This window comes from Ruminococcus sp. AF31-8BH, from assembly GCF_003460605.1.
GTDB classification, from domain to species: Bacteria; Bacillota; Clostridia; order Lachnospirales; family Lachnospiraceae; genus Blautia_A; species Blautia_A acetigignens.
In genome coordinates, this window is the sequence record NZ_QTVN01000019.1 from 77136 (window position 1) to 96603 (window position 19468).

At 42.4% G+C, this 19468-nt stretch carries 17 protein-coding genes; 5 read left to right on the plus strand and 12 right to left on the minus strand.

Annotated features, from left to right (window positions below; genetic code table 11):
• Positions 1 to 19: 19 nt before the first annotated feature.
• The 3 genes from DWZ38_RS19090 to DWZ38_RS19100 form a co-directional block, all read right to left on the minus strand.
• Entirely contained in the window at positions 20 to 349 is a 330-nt protein-coding gene (locus tag DWZ38_RS19090; protein ID WP_021925904.1) for an AzlD domain-containing protein, read from the minus strand.
• Between the two features lie 168 nt (positions 350 to 517).
• Positions 518 to 874, minus strand: a complete 357-nt coding sequence (locus DWZ38_RS19095) for an Hpt domain-containing protein (RefSeq protein ID WP_021925903.1) — start codon at positions 872 to 874, stop codon at positions 518 to 520.
• A gap of 182 nt (positions 875 to 1056) precedes the next feature.
• The gene (locus DWZ38_RS19100) at positions 1057 to 2541 is read right to left on the minus strand and encodes a C69 family dipeptidase (RefSeq protein WP_117854625.1); all 1485 of its coding nucleotides are present in this window, start codon (positions 2539 to 2541) and stop codon (positions 1057 to 1059) included.
• A 269-nt stretch (positions 2542 to 2810) separates the two neighbouring features.
• Between DWZ38_RS19100 and DWZ38_RS19105 the strand changes: the two genes are divergently transcribed.
• Positions 2811 to 3575 carry a threonine/serine exporter family protein gene (locus tag DWZ38_RS19105; protein WP_021925901.1) on the plus strand — a complete coding sequence of 255 codons (765 nt, stop codon included), beginning with the start codon at positions 2811 to 2813 and terminating at the stop codon, positions 3573 to 3575.
• Entirely contained in the window at positions 3572 to 4012 is a 441-nt protein-coding gene (locus tag DWZ38_RS19110; protein ID WP_207725596.1) for a threonine/serine exporter family protein, read from the plus strand. The genes DWZ38_RS19105 and DWZ38_RS19110 overlap by 4 nt, the downstream gene beginning before the upstream one ends.
• A gap of 38 nt (positions 4013 to 4050) precedes the next feature.
• On the opposite strand, the gene DWZ38_RS19115 is transcribed toward DWZ38_RS19110, so the two are convergent.
• Positions 4051 to 4992 carry a DUF3878 family protein gene (locus DWZ38_RS19115; protein ID WP_117854627.1) on the minus strand — a complete coding sequence of 314 codons (942 nt, stop codon included), beginning with the start codon at positions 4990 to 4992 and terminating at the stop codon, positions 4051 to 4053.
• Positions 4993 to 5391: 399 nt separating this feature from the next.
• Here DWZ38_RS19115 and DWZ38_RS19120 point away from each other — a divergent pair, with 399 nt between their 5' ends.
• The 3 genes from DWZ38_RS19120 to DWZ38_RS19130 all read left to right on the plus strand — a co-directional run bounded on the left by DWZ38_RS19120 (position 5392) and on the right by DWZ38_RS19130 (position 7716).
• A complete protein-coding gene (locus DWZ38_RS19120; protein WP_021926638.1) occupies positions 5392 to 5724 on the plus strand; it encodes a helix-turn-helix transcriptional regulator in 333 nt (110 codons plus the stop codon).
• A 152-nt stretch (positions 5725 to 5876) separates the two neighbouring features.
• Entirely contained in the window at positions 5877 to 7049 is a 1173-nt protein-coding gene (locus tag DWZ38_RS19125; protein WP_117854630.1) for a PqqD family protein, read from the plus strand.
• On the plus strand, positions 7039 to 7716 hold the full coding sequence (locus tag DWZ38_RS19130) for an ABC transporter transmembrane domain-containing protein (protein WP_347520184.1): 678 nt from the start codon (positions 7039 to 7041) through the stop codon (positions 7714 to 7716). The genes DWZ38_RS19125 and DWZ38_RS19130 overlap by 11 nt, the downstream gene beginning before the upstream one ends.
• Here the strand turns inward: DWZ38_RS19130 and pelF are convergent.
• From pelF to DWZ38_RS19170, 8 genes are all read right to left on the minus strand, one after another.
• Positions 7685 to 8464, minus strand: coding sequence for a GT4 family glycosyltransferase PelF (pelF, locus tag DWZ38_RS19135; protein ID WP_117854633.1), 780 nt, complete (start codon positions 8462 to 8464; stop codon positions 7685 to 7687). The two genes, DWZ38_RS19130 and pelF, sit on opposite strands and share 32 nt — an antisense overlap.
• Positions 8461 to 10275, minus strand: coding sequence for a DUF2194 domain-containing protein (locus DWZ38_RS19140; RefSeq protein WP_117854635.1), 1815 nt, complete (start codon positions 10273 to 10275; stop codon positions 8461 to 8463). The genes pelF and DWZ38_RS19140 overlap by 4 nt, the downstream gene beginning before the upstream one ends.
• 23 nt (positions 10276 to 10298) lie before the next feature.
• Complete coding sequence (locus tag DWZ38_RS19145; RefSeq protein ID WP_117854668.1) at positions 10299 to 11195, minus strand: hypothetical protein; 897 nt, start codon at positions 11193 to 11195, stop codon at positions 10299 to 10301.
• Positions 11192 to 13381 (minus strand): NAD(P)-dependent oxidoreductase, encoded by a 2190-nt coding sequence (locus tag DWZ38_RS19150; protein WP_117854637.1) that lies wholly within the window; start codon positions 13379 to 13381, stop codon positions 11192 to 11194. The genes DWZ38_RS19145 and DWZ38_RS19150 overlap by 4 nt, the downstream gene beginning before the upstream one ends.
• Positions 13382 to 13406: 25 nt before the next feature.
• Complete coding sequence (locus tag DWZ38_RS19155; RefSeq protein ID WP_117854640.1) at positions 13407 to 14435, minus strand: stealth family protein; 1029 nt, start codon at positions 14433 to 14435, stop codon at positions 13407 to 13409.
• Between the two features lie 3 nt (positions 14436 to 14438).
• Positions 14439 to 15746: a DUF4832 domain-containing protein gene (locus tag DWZ38_RS19160; RefSeq protein ID WP_117854671.1), complete on the minus strand. Its 1308-nt coding sequence runs from the start codon at positions 15744 to 15746 to the stop codon at positions 14439 to 14441.
• Positions 15747 to 15823: 77 nt separating this feature from the next.
• A complete protein-coding gene (locus DWZ38_RS19165; protein WP_117854643.1) occupies positions 15824 to 18208 on the minus strand; it encodes a hypothetical protein in 2385 nt (794 codons plus the stop codon).
• Between the two features lie 257 nt (positions 18209 to 18465).
• Positions 18466 to 19359 carry a galactose ABC transporter substrate-binding protein gene (locus tag DWZ38_RS19170; RefSeq protein ID WP_278309199.1) on the minus strand — a complete coding sequence of 298 codons (894 nt, stop codon included), beginning with the start codon at positions 19357 to 19359 and terminating at the stop codon, positions 18466 to 18468.
• Positions 19360 to 19468: the final 109 nt, after the last annotated feature.

Sequence of the window (19468 nt, forward strand, 5' to 3'; positions counted from 1 at the left end):
TAGAATGCAGCTTCCTGCATCAAAATACCATCTGCACCAGCAGCATATACAAAACGGTTCCTCCGCCGATACTAAGCAGCGTATTCTTTTTCCATTTATGCAAAAAGACGATAAACAAAATCGCAATGGCTTCCGGCAGTCCGTAAGTTCCGCTTCCCGGCACATCCTTCAGGCAGTATACCACCAGAAGCCCGATTACCGCATAGGGAAGCACATTGCCAAGATGGCGGATAAATTCCGGCGGTTCCTTTCCTTCCGGAAAAATAAGAAAGGGAAGAAAACGGGTGACCATCGTTCCAAGAACCACGCATACAATGGTGATAATTCCCTGTGTAACTGTCATTGTCATGCTTTCTTCGCCTCCTTTTTCTTTTCCAGTCTGCGCTGGATCTCAAAGCACGCTATAATGGAAACCATTGCCGGAATGATGAAGTAGCTGCTACCTTAAATGCTTTTTTCTTCATATGTTAATCTTTCCTCTAGCCTGACGTTACAGCAAAGAGCTGAAGGTTTCCCTTCAGCTCTGCGCAGCCAGTTCCTGAATTGCTTCTGTCAGGATGGTGTATTGTTCTTTCACCTGCTCATAAAGCTCGTCGCTGCCTTCTGTCTCTCTTCCTCTAAGTACCTCAGTCAGCTCTGCGCTTACCTTGTACAGGCTTGTAAATCCAAGATTCAGGCAAACACCTTTCAGTGTATGTGCTGCACGGAAAGCCTTCTCTCCGTCCTTGGCAGCAAGACCATCTGTCAGATCCTGAAAGCTTGGATCATTGAGGAATTTCACTGCAAAACGTTTCACAAGTGCTTCACTTCCAAGTCTTTTCAGGACTCCATCATAGTCTGAACCGACCTTCTCATAACATTCTTTTACTGTCATTTCAGCCTCCTTATTCTTTTGTTCCGGCTTTTCTTATGGGCAACTCCCGATCAATTCCTGCGGGGACAAAATTCGTTTCTTCACTTTATTATAGTGAAGAAACCGAAATTTGTCTACTGTTTGTATGCAAAACTCGTCGGATTTTGTTAGGAAAGCCTAATAACAAGCCACCTGCCACTTTATTAAGCGTCGGATCTGGAATAGGAATTTTTCATCTGGTTGCTGAGCTCATAAAGCACTTTATCCAGGGTTGCAGACGCCTCTTTTTTCAGCATATCTGCAATGGCCTGGTTGGCTTCCTGGCGAAGTGCCATTCGCTTGGCAGCGTCAGATTCTTTTTCCAGAAGGGCATCATACTGGTTGATCAGCTGATGGCCTTTTGCCATAACGCTCTCCTGGTAGCGCTCAATGTGAAATACAGAGCTTCTGTAGGAAGCATCTGCCATAGCTCCGATTATGCGGCTTACCCAGTAGAAATTGTCTGTTGTTACCTCTTTCGTTGTACTGGAAAGATAGTCCGGAGTGGTATCGATAGTGGCATAAAACGGCACCAGTACATTAAAGGCATTGGACGCAAACGCAACCCATTCCAGAATATTGCTATCTTTTTCCATTCCAGGACGCATCTGGATCACAGACAGGAAATCAGTGCGGTTCACGCCGATGGAACGAAATGCGCCTCTTTGTGCCTTGTCGCCATAGGATGCGTACGGATCGTAAGGAGTTCCCTGATAATGAGAGGACAGCACATATTTCACATCTTCCACAGTAATCTTTTTCTCCGGAACCATGCACCATGGCAGATCATCTGAATATGGGGTAAAATCAGCGTTTGGTCCGTCCCACACCTTTGTTCTCGGATTCAGATAGCGCTCCATAAACCACGCTCTGGGAGTGTTGTAAACGTGGTCTGCATCGTCATGGCTTCCGAAAGCATCTCTTGGATTAAGCACGCCGTCCATGGAAAGATCCAGGTGGTTTTTCTCTATAAATTCCCGCATGTCAGCAGAGCACATATATTCTTCCTGCTGGGAAAGAGCGTCCTCCAGGTCGAATTCGTCCAGTCCAAGCTGGTTTGGCATCACTACGTAAACGTCATCCGGCACTTTTCTTGCAATCCAGTGATGGCCGCCGATGGTCTCCAGCCACCAGATCTCGTCCTGATCCTGGAAGGCAATTCCATTCATCTCGTAGGTTCCGTACTGCTCCAGAATGCTGCCAAGTCTCTGCACTCCCTCTCTCGCGCTGTGGATGTATGGCAGAACCAGGGAAACAATATCTTCCTCTCCGATTCCTCCGGCTACCTCTTCTTTTCCATCTTCTGCCGGCTGATAAACCACCAGCGGGTCTGCTCCAAGCACACGGGGATTGGAGGTGATGGTCTCCGTGGCAGTCATGCCTACATTGGCCTCATTGACGCCGCTTGCCGCCCACACGCCTTCTCCTGCTACCGCATTTGGCACAGAGGTGTAGCGCATTGGATTGTCCGGAAGGTCGATCTCCACATGGGAAATTACGGATTTATATTTTCTCGGCTGTTCCTCTGGGTGAACTACCACGAATTTTTTCGGTGTATAATGTCCGGCTCCGGAATCGTCATTTCTTGCAATCATGGTGGAGCCATCATAAGACGCATTTTTTCCAACTAAAATTGTTGTACAAGCCATTTGTTTTTCCTCCTGAAGTTCCGATTCTGACCTTATTTTCACTTACTGCTCTGCAAGCATTTTCTCAGAATCTTCTGCAGTCTATGTTATCACAATCTGTGTTATTAGGGAATACTCCAAACCTTTCAGTGAAAAAGATTCTCGTTTCCCTGTTTTTTCCACTAATTTATCTGTTGTAACCTTCCCTCTCAGGCTTTATACTAAAGCTAGCTGCCACATTGACTTGGCTGATCTTTTATATTTTTCACCTATAAAAAAGGAGTTTCCCTATGCCAACCGCAAAAGAATACCTTCCTGTTTTTCTGGATATGGGAGACGCACTGCTTGGAAGCGGTGCGGAAATTTTTCGTGTAGAAGATACCCTGAACCGCATGGGCTATGCCTGCGGTGCAACCCAGATGAACGTTTTTGTTATTACTTCAAGCATTGTCGTCACCATGGAATTTCCAGGTGACGGAGCCAGAACCCAGACACGCCGGATTCGTGAAAATGGGGGAAATGATTTCACCCGGTTAGAACAGCTCAATGACTTAAGCCGCCATTTCTGCAGACAGCCTTTTTCCGCCAGGGAACTGGAGCGGAAGCTGGACCAGATCAAAGCCGACAAACCGCTGCCGCTTCTGAATCTGGCGGGAAGTATTCTGGCAGCCTTCAGCTTCGCCCTTTTTTACCAGGGAAGCATCCCGGATGCCGTAACTGCCAGTCTGGTTGCCATACTGATCTGGAGTTTCCAGCGGTATCTCCGTCCGGTGTGCATGAACGAAGTTACCTTCCAGTTCGCCGCATCCTTTCTTTCCGGCTGTGTGATCTGCGGGGCTGTCCTTCTTTTTCCAGGGCTTCATATGGACAAAATTATGATCGGGGACATTATGCTTCTGATTCCCGGACTGATGTCCACCAATGCCATTCGGGATGTTCTCATCGGCGACACCCTGTCCGGCATCATCCGGCTGATTGCGGCTCTGCTTCTTGCCGCAGCACTGGCGCTGGGATTTATGGGCGCAATTCTTTTATTTGGGAGGTTTGGACTTTGAATACACAGGCCATCATTCAGCTGATCACAGGAGCTGTGGGCTCCGTTGCCTTTGGAATGCTCTTCCATATGAAAAGCAAATATCTGCCCCTTGCCGGCGCAGGCGGATTTCTTAGCTGGCTGGTTTTTCTTATTGGGAAAACCATATGGGGAAGTGTTTTTTTGCCTACTCTTCTGGCTGGATTTATTGCGGATCTGTATGCGGAAATCCTTGCCCGGATCTGTAAGGAAACTTCCACTTCCTTTTTCGTTACTTCTGTAATCCCGCTGATTCCCGGAAGCACGCTCTACTACTGTATGAACAGCATCATGGAGGGAAACACCATGCAGGCCCTGGCATATGGTCGGGATACTTTTTTGTTTGCATTTGGAATTGCGGCAGGAATGAGTATTGGATGGGCAATCTGTTATTTTTTCAGAACTGTAAAAAGCAAATGAGCCACTGGGATTTTTATCCGCGAGAGGCTCATTTGCTTCTACATTTTTTCTGTCAGCTTTTTAATTTCAACCTTACGGTTTCGCCAGCCTTTTTTCCATATCATGAGAAATACCTGAAAATCCAGGCTGTCTCTGGCTGTGGTAAAAGGCTCTTCCCGCAGCACTTCCGCTTTCACCCCCTGCTCTGCCAGGTTTTGCTGCAGCATTCTGGCTTTTTCCAGCAGGCTGTTTAGCTGTTGATCTGCTTTTTCACCAAAGGAACGGTTCGGATAAACGGCCGCTTCCTTTTTTAATTTTTCTGTGAGAAGATCAATAACAGCTGTATGGCGGTTCTGGTGCAGAGCTCCTGCCACCAAACGGGCAATCACTGGCTTTGGAAAACGTTTGTAAAAAGCCAGAAGCCGCAGCAAAGAACGGTCTTTCACCTCTTCTGCCAGCTCTTCCATAGTCTCAAAAGCTGCCTCAGAGGGAACCCAGGGCTCCTCTTTTGGCACAATGTATTTCGCCGGGACTGCCGGATAACAGCAATAATTCAGCGGAGGAAAATCAGCCAGCTGGACCAGCTTTTCCTCTTCTTCCGTGCAGAATTCCTCTCCAAGATATTCCAGCTTATCTCTTGCAATGGCAATCCGATATTCCAGCTGCCTTAAATATTCATAGCCGGGAACCCAGAAGTGGCCAATCTCCCCGTAGTTGTACAGATACACTTCCAGATCCAGGTTTTCGAAAAACAGAGTCACCACATTTTCTCCCTGCCATACGGAAAGCACATATTGGTCATCTTCTTCGCTGAGGGAAGATTTCAGTGGGCCTTCATAACCCTCCAGGTAATTTCCTGTAAGCCGTACTTTATCAAAAATAAGAAAGCTTTCTACTGCATCATTCATCAAATATACAAGGCGAATTTTATTTTCCTCTATCAGAAGTTCAAACTGCTGTTGCTCCAGAAGCTCCTCCAGCATTTCAAATGTATCATACATAAATCTGTTACCTCTTTTCCCAGGTTGGTTTTCATTATAAAGACCTCTCCCATAATTGTCAAAAATTCCTGCATGAAGGACTTTGGGCAGGTGCATGGAATGTTACAGTTCACTCCGTGCCCAGTAACACGCTTCGCGATGCACAGAAATCATGCTTTGCATGATTTCGCGCCGCAATCCTCGGGTTTTCTGTGAACTTTGTTCACAAAAAACACCTCGCGGAATATTACCTATGAACAGTAACCATGGAATTTCTATATAGTTATAAAATAGATAGCATACAATTTACAGCTTACATTTTTCATATAATTTCTATATACTTTATACTATGAATAAATAGCGTAAATACCCGGGGAATGCCATATTTTGCCCTGGTTGAAAACGGATTGGAGAATGAATATGAATCAGATCGACTATGAAAATTTAGGAACCCGAATGAAAGAGCTTCGAATCAAAATGAAGCTGACTCAGGCAGAAGTTGCCAGAGCTCTGAACGTAACCCCAGGCTACATCAGCAACGTGGAGAACAACCGTACCGCTATGTCTCTGCGTATCCTGATCTACTACGCAAGACTGCTGAATATTTCCCTGGATTCCCTCATCGGAAGAATTGATTCCGAATACCGCGAGACCGCTCTGGACCGTGAGATTTCCGAGCAGGTACATAAGCTTGAAATCCCACAGAAACAGAAGCTTCTCAAGACCATGAAGGTATGGATGGACGAGGATTAAATTTTCTGCTGCAATCTATTATCCCTTAAGTGTCTGCCCCATAAGCAGGCACTTATTTTCTTGTGCGAAAAGAGCCGCAATGTTATAATTTATCTGATTTCGTAACTGTACAGTTACCTGCTTTCATTAACAGGAAAGGAATTGTTTTCACTATGTTTCAGTGTCAACGCGGATATACGCTTCGAAAAATAAAAGGAGTCAGTCATCTCCTTCCTTACGGACAGCAGATGGCGGATCAGAAAAAGGGAATGATTCTCAACGAGACCGGGACTTTTCTGTGGAACGTGATCCAGCATACAGAAGGTTCGGACCCGGAAACGCTGGCGGAAATGCTGGCGCGGCTGTATGGTCTTGGGGAAGAAGCTTTCCCGGAGGTCTTAAATGATGTCAATGATTTTTTGTCGCAGATGACCGCTCTTGGAATGATAACCGAAAGCCTTAAGCCCATTTCCCATGCATGCACTGCCAGCATAAAAATTGCCGGGCTTTCTATCAATTTCTACGGTCCTGTCCAGCTTCTTGGCGACCGCTTTGCGGATTTTTATGTTAACCATCCGGCAGATGAACCAGATCAGGAAATTGAATTTATCACAAGGTCCCCTGCCAGCCACAATTATGGGCAGGTGCTTCTTCGCAATTCGGATATGACTATTTTTGAAAACAGCGACCGCTATGTGGTTTTGTTTCCTCAGATGTCAAATATTCATGAGGTACATATGACCCTGGACGGCAGCTATGTTCGGTTCTACTGTTCCAATGCAGTCACAGATCAGACGACAGAGAATCTTTTTCATGCTCTTCGTCTGTTTTTCTTGTTTCTTGCACAACAAAACGGATTGTTTGCCATTCATTCAGCATCCATACTTTACAGAGAAAAGGCATGGCTTTTTTCCGGACACTCCGGCATGGGCAAATCCACCCACACCGGGCTCTGGCATCAGCTTCTTGGCACACCCTTTCTCAATGGTGATCTGAATCTTCTGGGAATCCATGAAAACCGAATCATGGTTTACGGCATTCCCTGGTGTGGTACTTCCGGAATTTATACCATAAAGACCTATGAGCTTGGAGGAATCGTCCTTCTCGGCAGGGATCCTGCCAGAGATTATCTGGAAGAGCTTTCCCCCTCGGGCCAAATCCTCCGGGTAATGCAAAGAATGATCTCCCCGACCTGGAAAGAAGGTCAGCTGACTAAAAATCTTTTCTTTGCCGAAGAAATCGCAAATCGGGTTCCCGTACTCCATTTGTTTTGTACGAAAAACCAGTCTGCTGTAAAAGTCATCCGGGAAGAGATTGACCGACTGGAGGTGCTCCATGAAAAATAAGCTCCAGCTGATCTGGAAATATCTCAGACAGGGAACACTGCAGAAAATGTGGCGGCAAACGCTCTGGATCTATCAATACGGAAGACGTTACTGGAAATCCATGATCCTGTATACACTCCTTGGAATTACAGGCTCCTGCGTTTCTCTGGTTTCCAGTCTGATTTCCAAGGATCTGGTAGACATTATCACCGGACATCAAACCGGAAAGCTGCTCTCCACCTTTGCTGCAATGATCGGTTTTTCCATAGCTAACATTCTGGTTTCCCAGGCATCCGGCTATGCATCTACCTTCATCAGCCTTAAGGTGGATTCCGAGATTAAGAACGACATTTTTGCAAAAATGCTGATTACTGACTGGGAATCCCTGACAGATTACCACACCGGAGACCTGGTCACCCGCTGGAGCTCAGATGCTTCCAATATCTCCAGCGGAATCCTGAACTGGATTCCCAACCTGATCATTTATACCTTCCGTTTCATCAGTGCCCTGGCTGTAGTCTTGTACTATGACCCCACCTTTGCCTTATTCGCCCTTCTTGGAATTCCTTTCAGTGCTCTGATGTCCCGTCCCCTTCTTAGGCGGATGCGGAACAATAATGAAAAAAGTGCTGCTATGAATGCCAAGATGTACGGCTTCAACCAGGAAGCTCCATCTGAAGCAGTCTAGCACGAGCATACAGGCAGGTAACAATATCTGCCTTTTCATAGGCAAGCAAAGACATCTTTTTAAATTGTTCAATCCAGATATTTTTGTAAGCTCCTTTTACCCACTCAGCCTTGATCAGTTCTTCTTCTCTCTCTCTGGTATAAATTCCATGCTCTGAGATCAACAGTGAACTGTCATGGAAATGAACAGCCATGCTTCCAAGGACTCCTGCATATCCGGTTGCCACACAGTGATAAAGATCCGCCTTTGGTATATTCATCTTTAATACCCAGAACATAGGAAGATAAATAGAGCGTAAGGTCCATAAAAAATCAGAAAATATAATACCAGAATATTTTCTGTTGTAGCATTCCCTGGCAATTTGAAAGAAATCCGGCCCCATCAGTAAATCATCTATGGACAGATTTTTGCGTTGAAACAAATCAAACAGAATATTCCAGTCTGTTTTTCTGTTCAGAACCATATTCAGCATCTCTGCATATTCTTTTTTCGACAAACGGATATGCTTCCTGTTTTTCTGTCTTTTTTTCCCGTTATTCCACTCACAATCCTCCAGATAAACTTCATACACCTGTGTTACATTTTTCGGAAGTTCATATACAAATTTACCTCTTGAAGATCTGTTCGCTATAATTGTTAATAAAATAAATTCAATATTTGGAAATGACTGAATCAGGCTGTTGATCCAACCGGAAACACCGCCGACCACATATGGATAACAGCCCTCTGCCACAATGCAAACCTTCATTTTTTTCTCCACCGTTCCTGCAATTTTATTTCCACCGTTGTATCTTCTGCGCAGATCAGATAGGCATCCTCCTGAATTTTTATCTGGCTTCCACCTTGTATATCTGCGATTTCCTCTCCATGTGTTCTGAGAATAAACCAGCTTCCTGCCAAAGAGGTTTGCAGGATTATTTTATTTTCTTCTCTTTGCTCACTGTAATCCAGGTTCAGGAATGTTCTGGTTCTTGTATTACTCTCTGAAAGCGTAGTACTTGCAAAACAGGAAAACTCTTTCCAGTATGTGAGAAGGTTGCTGGAAAAACGCTTCTGCATTATTTCCCAGCGGTCGGTATCCTTCTGCGGCCAGAAGATATCATACATATTCAGCATAACATTTGTATATCCAAGTGCACTCTGAATACTTCTCATACGAATATCATCACTGTATGTATAATTCATTCCATCGCTTGTAACAGACTGCAGCGTTACGAAATCTGAGCAATAAGAGAGGACAGGCTTCTCTTCTGTGTATTCACAAATCAAAGTACTTACATTTTTCAGCAGCTCTGTATTCTCCAGCTGCAGAACAGAATTAATATTTTTTGCTTCCGTAAAAGCAGTTCCATATATATAACTGCTGTTTTCATTTTGGAAAAATTCATCATCCTTTTTCAGTTTTTCTTCAAAAGAAGCTGTATTCTGATACTGCAAAGAAAGTCCTGCTTCCGCATTTTGTTCCTTCATCTGCTGAAGATAGAATTTCAAGTTTTGGGCATCTGGCTCTATACTGTCCTCGTAATCTGCCTGAGGCTGAATAAAGCAAGTCATTTTCCTGCCGCTTTTTTCCACAATAGAAATCAGGGAAGACCACATAATATCTCTGGCAATTCCAGTCATAGACTGGCTATAAAGTTTCTGCATTTCTTCATTATTTTCATCTGCAAAAACAGGGAAATTCACCATTGAAAGATTCTGTGCATTTACTACGGGATATAGAGTATACTCTGAGCCTTCCGCAAGCATACCATCAAGAAGCCCAAGAGCTGTGCTGTCTTTCATATAATCTCCTACTACTGCGAATACACTGCTATTATTCAGTCCGTTTCTCCAGATCAGACTTGGAAGCTCTTCATTTCTCACATTTTCACCAGAGCTTTCATTAAGCAGTCCCATCATATAAGTTGTGGTTCCGCTTCCAAGCTGGTACCATGGAACCTTCAGCTGCAAATCCTGCCTTTCCTTTTCATCCTCTTCCTTACCAGCTTCATAAACCACACTTCCGCCAAGCAAAAGTCCATCAAACAGTTTTACCCCGGTTAGAGTCGTTTCATTAGCAGCAACTTTTTTAATTCCCAGGAAATCCATTAATTTAGGAATGGCTTGTATTAGTTCCGGATTTTCCAGACAGCCAAATACTACTATGACTCCCTGGCTTTCCATTTTTTTCAAAGCCTTCAGATCATTTCCAATCGCACGCTTTTCAGATTCCAGAATAATCATTTCCGGTAGCTCTTCTGCTCTTTCCTTCAGATCTGATGCAGATTTCTCAAAGCAAATTTCTCTTTTGGCATAGGTACACCATCTGCTTACTGCTACTGCCATATCACAGGATTCATCCCCTATAAAAACGATTTTTTTCCGCTTCTCAAAAGCTTCTGTACCCTCTTGTGCTGAAGCCTTCCATTCATTTTTTCCATCTGCTGCCTTTGGTGAAAAATAGGAGTTCGTATCATAGGCATTCTGCTGATCTCGCATAACAACTGAAAACTGAAATAAAAACAGCAGTACAAGCATCATAATTACAATACTGAAATATTTTCTTTTCGAAACCATTGTTTCTTTCCGTCCTTTTTATTTCACATAAATGTTCGGATCATTTCCAGAGTTTCATTATCAATGGCAATTTCTGATTCCTTTAGTTCATCCATTACACGAAAAAAATTATCCCGGTCATTGCAGGAATAAAACAGCTTCAGCTGACAAGTAAAGCTGGACAAGGCTCTTGGATATTGTTTCATGGAACGCTGGCACCATTTACCACAGGTCTCATATTCCTTTACGTCCAGAAGGCTCTGACATATCTTTTCATACATCGTACTGCTGATTTTCTGAGAATCCAAAATCCATGCCTTTTCCAGAACCTCATCCATACGTTCTGCCATAGAATGCTGTTCCAGATCTGTAAGTACCTTTTGCTCTATAATAGGATTCATATACTCAATCAGATGAATACAGTTCTCTGCCTGCTTCTCGTCCTCAACCAGGCACAGACGGTATCTTTCATGAACGCCTGTACGAAAATCATTTAATACCTCCTGAAGAACCGATGCCGCATAATGGGCAGTTTCTGAATCTTCACTGTTTAGCGCCAGGGCAATAGCGGAAAGAGAATGTTTATAGTCTCCTCTGATTACATTCATCATAAGTGTTCGCAGGCTTTTTTTGTCTGAAACCTCCAGAGCCTCTTCCAGTGCCACCATATTTTTTTCTACATCCTCATCAGGTCGTTGAAGGGTATCTGTCCGTTCCTTGCTAAATACCACATCTGAAAGATCCATTCCCTGCGAAGCAAAAAGCTTATATAATAAAAAGGAGCCTAATAGAAACAGCGGTCCTACCACCGGACAAAGAAGCATCATTCCTGCCTTCATCCATATGCTGGCATATTTTTCTTTTCTTCTTAGGTGCTCAAAGATCAGATAAATCACAATGACCACTAGATTTATCAGCATTAAAAGGATAAAATATCTCATTCTTTGTGACATACTGCTATATTCTCCACAACTTCCGTATTATATCCGTTCCTGTCAAATCGTTCCTGAACAAAGACAGCATTTGCTCTGGTTGTGTTTGCAAGAAGCACATACAGATTGCCGTCTGTCATCATATCAAGATAATCACTGTCTCTAAGATGGCTTGTCATTATTTCATCAATTTCCATCTGGCGATCTGGTGAAATACATATCTTTAGTAATACACATTCTGCCAGGTTTCTGATTTCTGCATCCATATATGCCTGGACCAGCGGTTCAAAAGCCTCCGGACTGAGAATTCTGGAGCCTTTTTTATATCTTTGTGCTTCAAGGGCCTGAATATAACGCTGGGCTCTAAGAACTGCATTCTGAATCATGTAACTGACTACAGTAAGGAAGTTCGCCTGCCCCAGAGTCATTTTTTCCCAACTCAGCCCCCACAACATCACAATCATCTGAATTTCATCATCTTCAAAAATCGCACATGCCATCTGCGGATACTGATCATTCATTCGCTTATTGATATATACTCTTTTTTCACTCAGAGCCTCATAAACCTCTGTCATGTCTTTATATCTGATGGAATTCCCAAGACTCCTTGCTTTCTTCGAGCTTGCTGAAAAAATACGGGCATAATCTTTATTCACCACATTATAAATAGCCGCATCTTTCGTTTGCATCAGTTTCGTTAACATTTCTACAGCATAGAAAATTACTTCATCTGGCATATACTGATCCAGTTTAGATGTAATAGAGTAAATTTTACCAATACTATCCTTATGATCAATCAGCTGCTGCTCCATAACTCCCTTTACACGAACATTGCTTTCATTAATGTCCTTGATATCTGCAATCTGTCTGGATAAGTGTTCCTCCAGCTCCTGACTCTCCATGCGCATTGTTCGGATCTGATCTCGCATATAGCCTACTACCAGTCCCAAAATAAACAGCTGTGCCACCCACACATAAGTATTATAATCCAGAAGGACCTCTAATCCACTTCTTGTATACATCTGGCGGAACATATATCCGGCTACTGCAAGTATGGCAGAAAAGGTAGCCTGCTGCTGTCCATATATAATAGCAAACAGAAGAACATATAAAAGAAAGGGATCCAGATTGGCAAAATACCTGCTTCCAACTGTTCGGTTATTCAACATAAAAAAGGGAATAAAGCATATCAGATTTTCTGCAAAGGGAACCAGCACACTTAACAGCCATTTCCATTTATTCCACAGCTTCTGCCACCAGGACGGCTGAAGCTGATCCTCCTCCACAAACACAGCCTTATGCTTCAGCATATATGCTGCCATTTTTTCAATGATCTCATCCGGCTTTGCAAATGCATGCACGCCGTATTCTTTTTCAAAGCATTTCCCGGACAGTACACATCTGCTTATATCACCTGAAGTTGCAATAACATTTGCTGTGCTATTCATAGCTTTCTGAACCATTGAAGCCAGTTCCAGTTCACTTACCACATGATTAGAGGACAGCTGATACAAAAATTTCTCATGAAGTTTATTTTTTACCACCTGATAAATAAATTCTACTGCATCATCCTCATATAAAAGAGAAAAGGAATGCTTCTCATTGGCCTCTATATATCCATTGCGCATACAGTCCAGGCACATACGCGCACAAATATTATTGATATCCTTTTTGTCTCTGGGAATACTGTAAAGATGATCCAGTCTCAGCACTACAATATCCAGATTTCTTTTCCGTCTGAAATTATCACAGATTTCTTCAGCCTGGGCAATGGTATCTGCACGCAATCCAGCACTGGAGGTTGGGGTTTCTTCTATGATTTCATCCTGGTAATCTCCGCTATATACTTCGTCGGATGACAGAAAAATCACTTTCCCCTTCTTCGTTGCTGAGAGTGCAACCAGAATGTTCATCAAATGGGAAGTAAATCGAACGGTTTCCAGTTCTGCTTCATTCCAGGAATAGTTTGTATCAACTGCTCCCATAAGAATGGTCACATCCGGATTCACGCTTTGCACAATTTCCCCCAGATTTTCACTGTCATATGGAAATTCATATTTTTCGAATACTTTCTTGTATTTGTTGTGTCTGTATTTATCTCCGGTCAGTATATAGACTCTATGTCCTTCCTTGCGAATCTTCAAAATCAGACTATCCACGAGACTACAGGAGCCTCCTGCCAAAAGAATATTCATCTTTTTCCTTTCTCATCTCATAAAGTTACATTTCAAATAAAGATTTCCGGCTCAGTCGTTGTTCCAAGGCCCCGTTGATTTCCTTCTGCACCTTCTCAAAATCAATTGCATAATTGCTGTCATTCACACATACCATAGGAATTTTGTGTTTTTCAATTGTTTTTGTCAGTTTGAGATTTTGATTCTCCAAATTAAAGTAACCACATAGCTTCTGCACATTTTGCGGAACAAAATCCCCCTGCAGCTTCTGGTATTCCCTAAGTACATACTGGCTTACATCCTCTTTATGGCGGAAGGCATGACTGCACACACTTGTAAGCAGCTCCGGCTCCAGATTCCATAATGTTTCATAGGTACTTTTCTTTAAAGGTGAAGGACCATGTACCGTATAGAATCCGGTAAAGCGCGGAAATGCCAGTTCCATAATATTATATAAAAAATATACAGGTGGATATCCTATATGAAAATAAGCTCCCGGCTGTTTCTTCATATTAGGCCGCTTTTGAAAATATTTTGCCAAAAGCATCGTATTGTTCAGATAAATGTAAGGCATAACCGGATCGTCAATATTCGCCACATCAGGCTGAAATGCCAGCATGTCAACTGGTTTTCCATTCTGAAAAAAGTCCGTTTCTTTAACCTTGTCTATAAAAAACGTATCGTCATTGAAATAAACAAACTTTTCTGAAAGACCTTTTATTCTGTGAAAGTTCCATTCAATAGTATGGGAATTAAAAGTAGGTAAAAAATCTTTCGGAATAAATTCGTCATGTCTGACAATATTCAGCTTGGGATGTGCTATATTCAGCCAGTCCGGAATATGTCCCCAGGTCACAAAGTGTACTTTCCTCACCCAGGGAGCAAACTGTTCCACTCCTCGGAACCAATATTGCAGATTATCCCAATCCCGGTATCGTTCTTTTCTGTTGTCTGTTTTCTGTATCTGTTCAGATGCCTGTGCTGCCAGATTCCGCTGTCTTTTCCATGCCGGATCATTTCCGTCAACCCAGGTAATCACAAAATCAATCTCTGATTTTTCTTCTTGTTTTTTCATAAGTCACCACAAAAAATTCTTTCCAGATTTAAATTCACACTGCATTGCAAATCGAACATTCATTTTTCCAGTCATTGGATCTTCCACGCCAACGCTTATGCTATATTTTTCTCCTGCAAGCTTCAGAAGTTCTTCTGTTTCCAATAAAGTAGCGGTATGAATTGATTCGCCGGGAAGAACCGATGGCAGAAGAATTTCAACCTGCTTCTTTTCTATTGTGTTCCCAGTTTCATCAGTTACGTAAAGCCAAACCTTCCAATTTTTATAAAACGGTGCAGTTCCATTGTTTTCCCAGGTAAGCTCCAATTTGGCACCACCAGGACTCCAGGACAGAATTGCTTCTGAAATCCATAAACGATAGCCCATATTTTTCAAAACAGTTTCATATCCCTGCAAAAATCCGGGATTTGCTGCATTTGGTCCCAAGAAGGTAGTATGCGATTCCCGAATCAGTTCTACGGTTTGAGAAAGGCTGGCTTTCAGCATTTCTTCCATTGAAAGCGAACTGGTAAACTCTCCGCCTACAGGAGCCTTTTTCCAGAAATCTGTCATAGAAACCAGAGCTTTTTCTTCATTTGTCTGGCTAAGATCACCACCAGCTTCAATTTCATTAAGCCATGCCGCCGTCTCACTTGGTTCCCCTGTCATATCATTATAAAGACCTGTTTTGTATTTTGCAGCATGAGAAAAGGGTCTTCGCATCAGCAGCATTGCCTCAGGAAAGGCATCCACCCAGGGCGACACATACTGTTCCCTCACATCTTCCAGTGGAAGCCTCTGAATTCCTGCGCTATAATTCACATGCCATTCTCCCCAGTGTCCAAGACTTCCAAGCTCAATATAGCTAATCAATCCATCCTGTCCCCAATGTTCTCCCATCGCTTCCACAGCTTTTCTGTGATATGCAATAAATTGTTCCTTGTTATAATCCGGGGAAAATCCCTTTCCAAATTCCACATCATACCAGGTTCCTGCCTGATCTGTTTTTTTATACAGCCATTCAGGAATATCCATATGCTTCTCTGCTCCCGGCACATCGCAGACAAATCTTAATACAATGTGTTTTCCTTCTTCTCGCCAGCGGTCAAGCTGATTCTCTTTCTCAATTTCTTCCCAGTTGTACTTTCCCTCTTCTGGCTCCAGTTCTGCCCAGGTAACATCCATATATAGCAGAGAAACATCCTCACGAACCTCTGCATTCCATGCGCAGGGGGCATAACCCATAAGTGGGTTTCCAAAAACCTCTTCTGATGGTTCATATTTTTGGATATTCCGCTGAGACAATACACAAAGCGCAATAACTGTTATCATAAGCAATACTGTGCCAAACAGCAACCACTTCCATCGTTTTATTTTCAATATTTCTTCGCTCCTGTTTCAGGAAAATTTTATTCTCCCAAATTATATAAATGTTCCGGATTTTGCTTCACTACATAACATATAAAATCTTCATCTTCATAATAAACCTTAAGTTCATAAGGAAAGCGCGTTTTAAATTCCTGACACCAGTAATACATCTCCGATTCCAGAATCCTTCGGTTTCCAATAATAGAATAGGCATCAGAAGCTTTACCCATAATTGTAAGTGATTCGCCCACCAATTCCTCTGAAATCTCTCCGTGTTCAATATTATCTCCTATGCTTAAAACCGCAGTAGTATATTCATAATACTTTGTATATTTATCTTGCGCAAGCCATCTTGGTCCTGAAAAGAAATGATGCTGCGCATAATAAATAGGATTTTTCTCTATATAGAAGAAAAGATATTCTGTAGGAATATAATAATCCTCCTGCTTGGATCTGTTATAAAATTCAAGAATTTCCTCATGTCTGGCTTCTTCTATTGACTGGTACAATTCCTCTGTTGTAGATATAATTGTATAACTGTACTGAGGATAATCATCCATAATTTTATTTGTCAGTTCCACTGCTGAATTGTATCGTGTCAGTTCATAATATAAGTAGCCGTGAAACACTCCGAAATAATTTGTCCCTGCATAAATAGCCAGCACTCCTGCGAAGCTGATCTGGGGCATAAAGCATCCGATCCTTGTTTTTTCCAGCAGAAAAAACAGTTCGTCTGCAGGAATTACCATCATTGCCAAAAGCAGAATCTGTTCCGGTAAACACAATCTTGCTCCTGCAATAATTTCCGGCAGTCCAAGAAACGGTGCTGCATAAAGAATCATAAACAAAACAGATGCAAATGTGATCCCCGCATACATTTCAAAAGGAATTTTTTTGAAACGTACGATGGTAATTCCCATATTTATAATACTAAGAAGCACAGCTGCCAGCGTAAAACCAATCAGCCAGTTCGCTCGGTTACCTCTGTAAAGCTGCGCATAACCATACCGATAGACCGCCTTTAAATTGTTCAAAACAATCTGTATTATTTTTTCTGCTAGAGAAGTTTTTGTCACCTTTACGTTGGTTTCATTCTTATCTGTTTTATTTTTGTCTGTTGCTTTTATCTGATTATGAAGCTTTGACTGCCCTGATAAAGGATTTTCATTACTATCAGCTTCTGCGGCCTTATTTTCCTCAGTTTTTTGGCCTTGTTCCATAACAACCTGTGCAGCTTTCGTTCTGCCCTCTTTGGTATCTGTACCATTTATAATGTTCATTCCCCAGTTCAAAGAGCCCTGAAGGGGAATTCCAGAAGCAAAAGCCAGAACCATAGGTGTTGTAGAAATAATCACTCCTACAAGTATCGCCGTAGCCAAAGACCAGAAATTTCTTTTCCTGAAAATTCTGTTAATACCAAAAACAGCAAAAGATGCGCACAGAAAAAATGCCATGATTGTAACATAAAAATGGATTGCGAGAGACACTGCCAATGAGGTCATAAACAAAAACAGATTCTCATCAAAGCCTCTTTTTTTATTTCCGTCTTCGGTATTCCTCCTCATAAAGCGGACAAGATACATTACACACAAAAACAGGCTATATAAACCAAATTCCTGAGGAATGGTATACTGCAGACGGGATATTCCATAAATCTCAGCCGTATAGACCACATCTATTGTAAGAAATGCAGCCAGTATCAGATAAACCGTATATTTGGATCTCAATGTCTCTCTGAACAGACAATAAACCGCTGCCAGCAAGGCCGTTACATGAATCTCTCCCAGGAACAGCAGACAGCTGTATATGGATACTCCAAACAGCGCATCCATACAATAAATAAAACAGTGCATTGCCTCCGGATAGACTCCTGCTGAAAAAATCTGCCCTTCCTTCAATCCATAAATCCAGGCATGATGAACATACATATCGCCCGAGCCATAGGAATGATTCTGAAAGGCTCCATAAGAAAAATAAATAATAGCAAAAACCATAAGAACACTTAAAATGCTGTATTCAATTTTTTTTCCTTTTGTCTTTTCATCTAATTTTCTAAGCAAATCTGCAATAAGTGCTTTACACTCTCTTAGCAGATCTGCCAAAAGGGATTTCCACCCCAGGGTTCCTGCAAGAAGAGTCTGAAGCTGCCTGGATACATACTTCCGTAATTTTCCCTCGCGCAAAATTGATACTGCAAAAATCCCATAAAAAGCGGCAAATACAATCCACCCTTTTAATATATGAAGCAAGCCCAATCCCAGGACAAGCGTGTTAAGCAACAGAACAGAAACTGTAGAGCAGAAGGCAAAACGAAAGGTCAGGCTTTTCCCGGATAGCTTTTTCCGAAAAATCACAGATGGCCATACATACATCAAAAAAGCATATCCGATAAACACTTTGATAAATTCAAGGATCCAATAAGCCATTCTTTTGCGGTACTCTCCTTTGTTTTTAGTAAAATCCTCATTTTTTTGATTTAGTATACCACATATTATTTTCACATTAAATGTTTATATTGGCAAGGGAAATAAAAATTCCGCCTTTAAATCAGCGTAAAATTACATAAAAATCACAAAAACACCATCCTGTCAAAGGAAATGCTCATTCATTTATACAAAAAGATCTCCTGAGGAAATTTCCACCCACAAGAGATCTTTTTGTATATTTTTTCACACATTCTTATTTATTTCTTATAGTCCTCTACATTTTCCTGTGTGACCTTATGATATGGTGTCCGGACATATTTTCCATCAATTAATGGAATACTATCCTTATCTCCATTGGTTGCAATGGCAAATGCAAGATTCAGCATTTCCCGGGCCTGCCCTTCTTTATCATTATAAACAGTTCCCAGCATTTCGCCATTTTCAACTGCCAAAAGTCCCGCATCTGTGCCATCAATTCCCACAACCCCCGGCCAGTCTTCTCTGGGAATCTGGGAATCACGCAGCGCATCAATTGCCCCAAGAGCCATGTCATCGTTATTCGCAATGATCAGCTCAATTTTTCCGTCAAACTGTGTAAGCAGCGCTGCTGTTTTTGTCTGTGCCTGTGCTCTGTTCCAGTTAGCCATCGCATAGCCCAGCTTCTCCGCTTCCACACCATTTTCTATCAAAGTGTTTACAGAATACTCTGTTCTTACGATGGAATCCTGATGTCCTGCTTCGCCTTCCAGCACCACATACTGGCAAATGTCATCACCGTTTTTGTCCATTTTGGCATTGGTCTTAAAGGCATTTGCAGCAAGTTCTCCTTCAAAAACTCCAGACTGCAGGGCATCTGCACCAACATAATACAATTCACTCCAACGTTCCAGATCCTCTGCAACCAGCTCACGGTTAAAAAAGATAATCGGCACCTGCTTGTTCTCTGCCAGATCAGTAATTGTTGTGGGCTCTGTGCGGTCAACCAGATTTACACATATCACATCACAGCCCTTCTCGATCAGACTTTTGACCTGCTCATTTTGTGTCAGCTGGCTCTGAGAAGCATCCATCACCTCCACATTGATTGCAACGCCGGTTGCTTCCTCTTTGTCCGCCGCGTACTCTGTAAACTTCGTCATCATTTCCGAAATAAATGTGTCATACTAATCATATGTGCGAGCTGTGAAATCAGCATAGCTGATTTCCCCTAGAGTGTGTTTGAAAAATAAAAGTTGCACAAAACATATATTCGTTTACCCT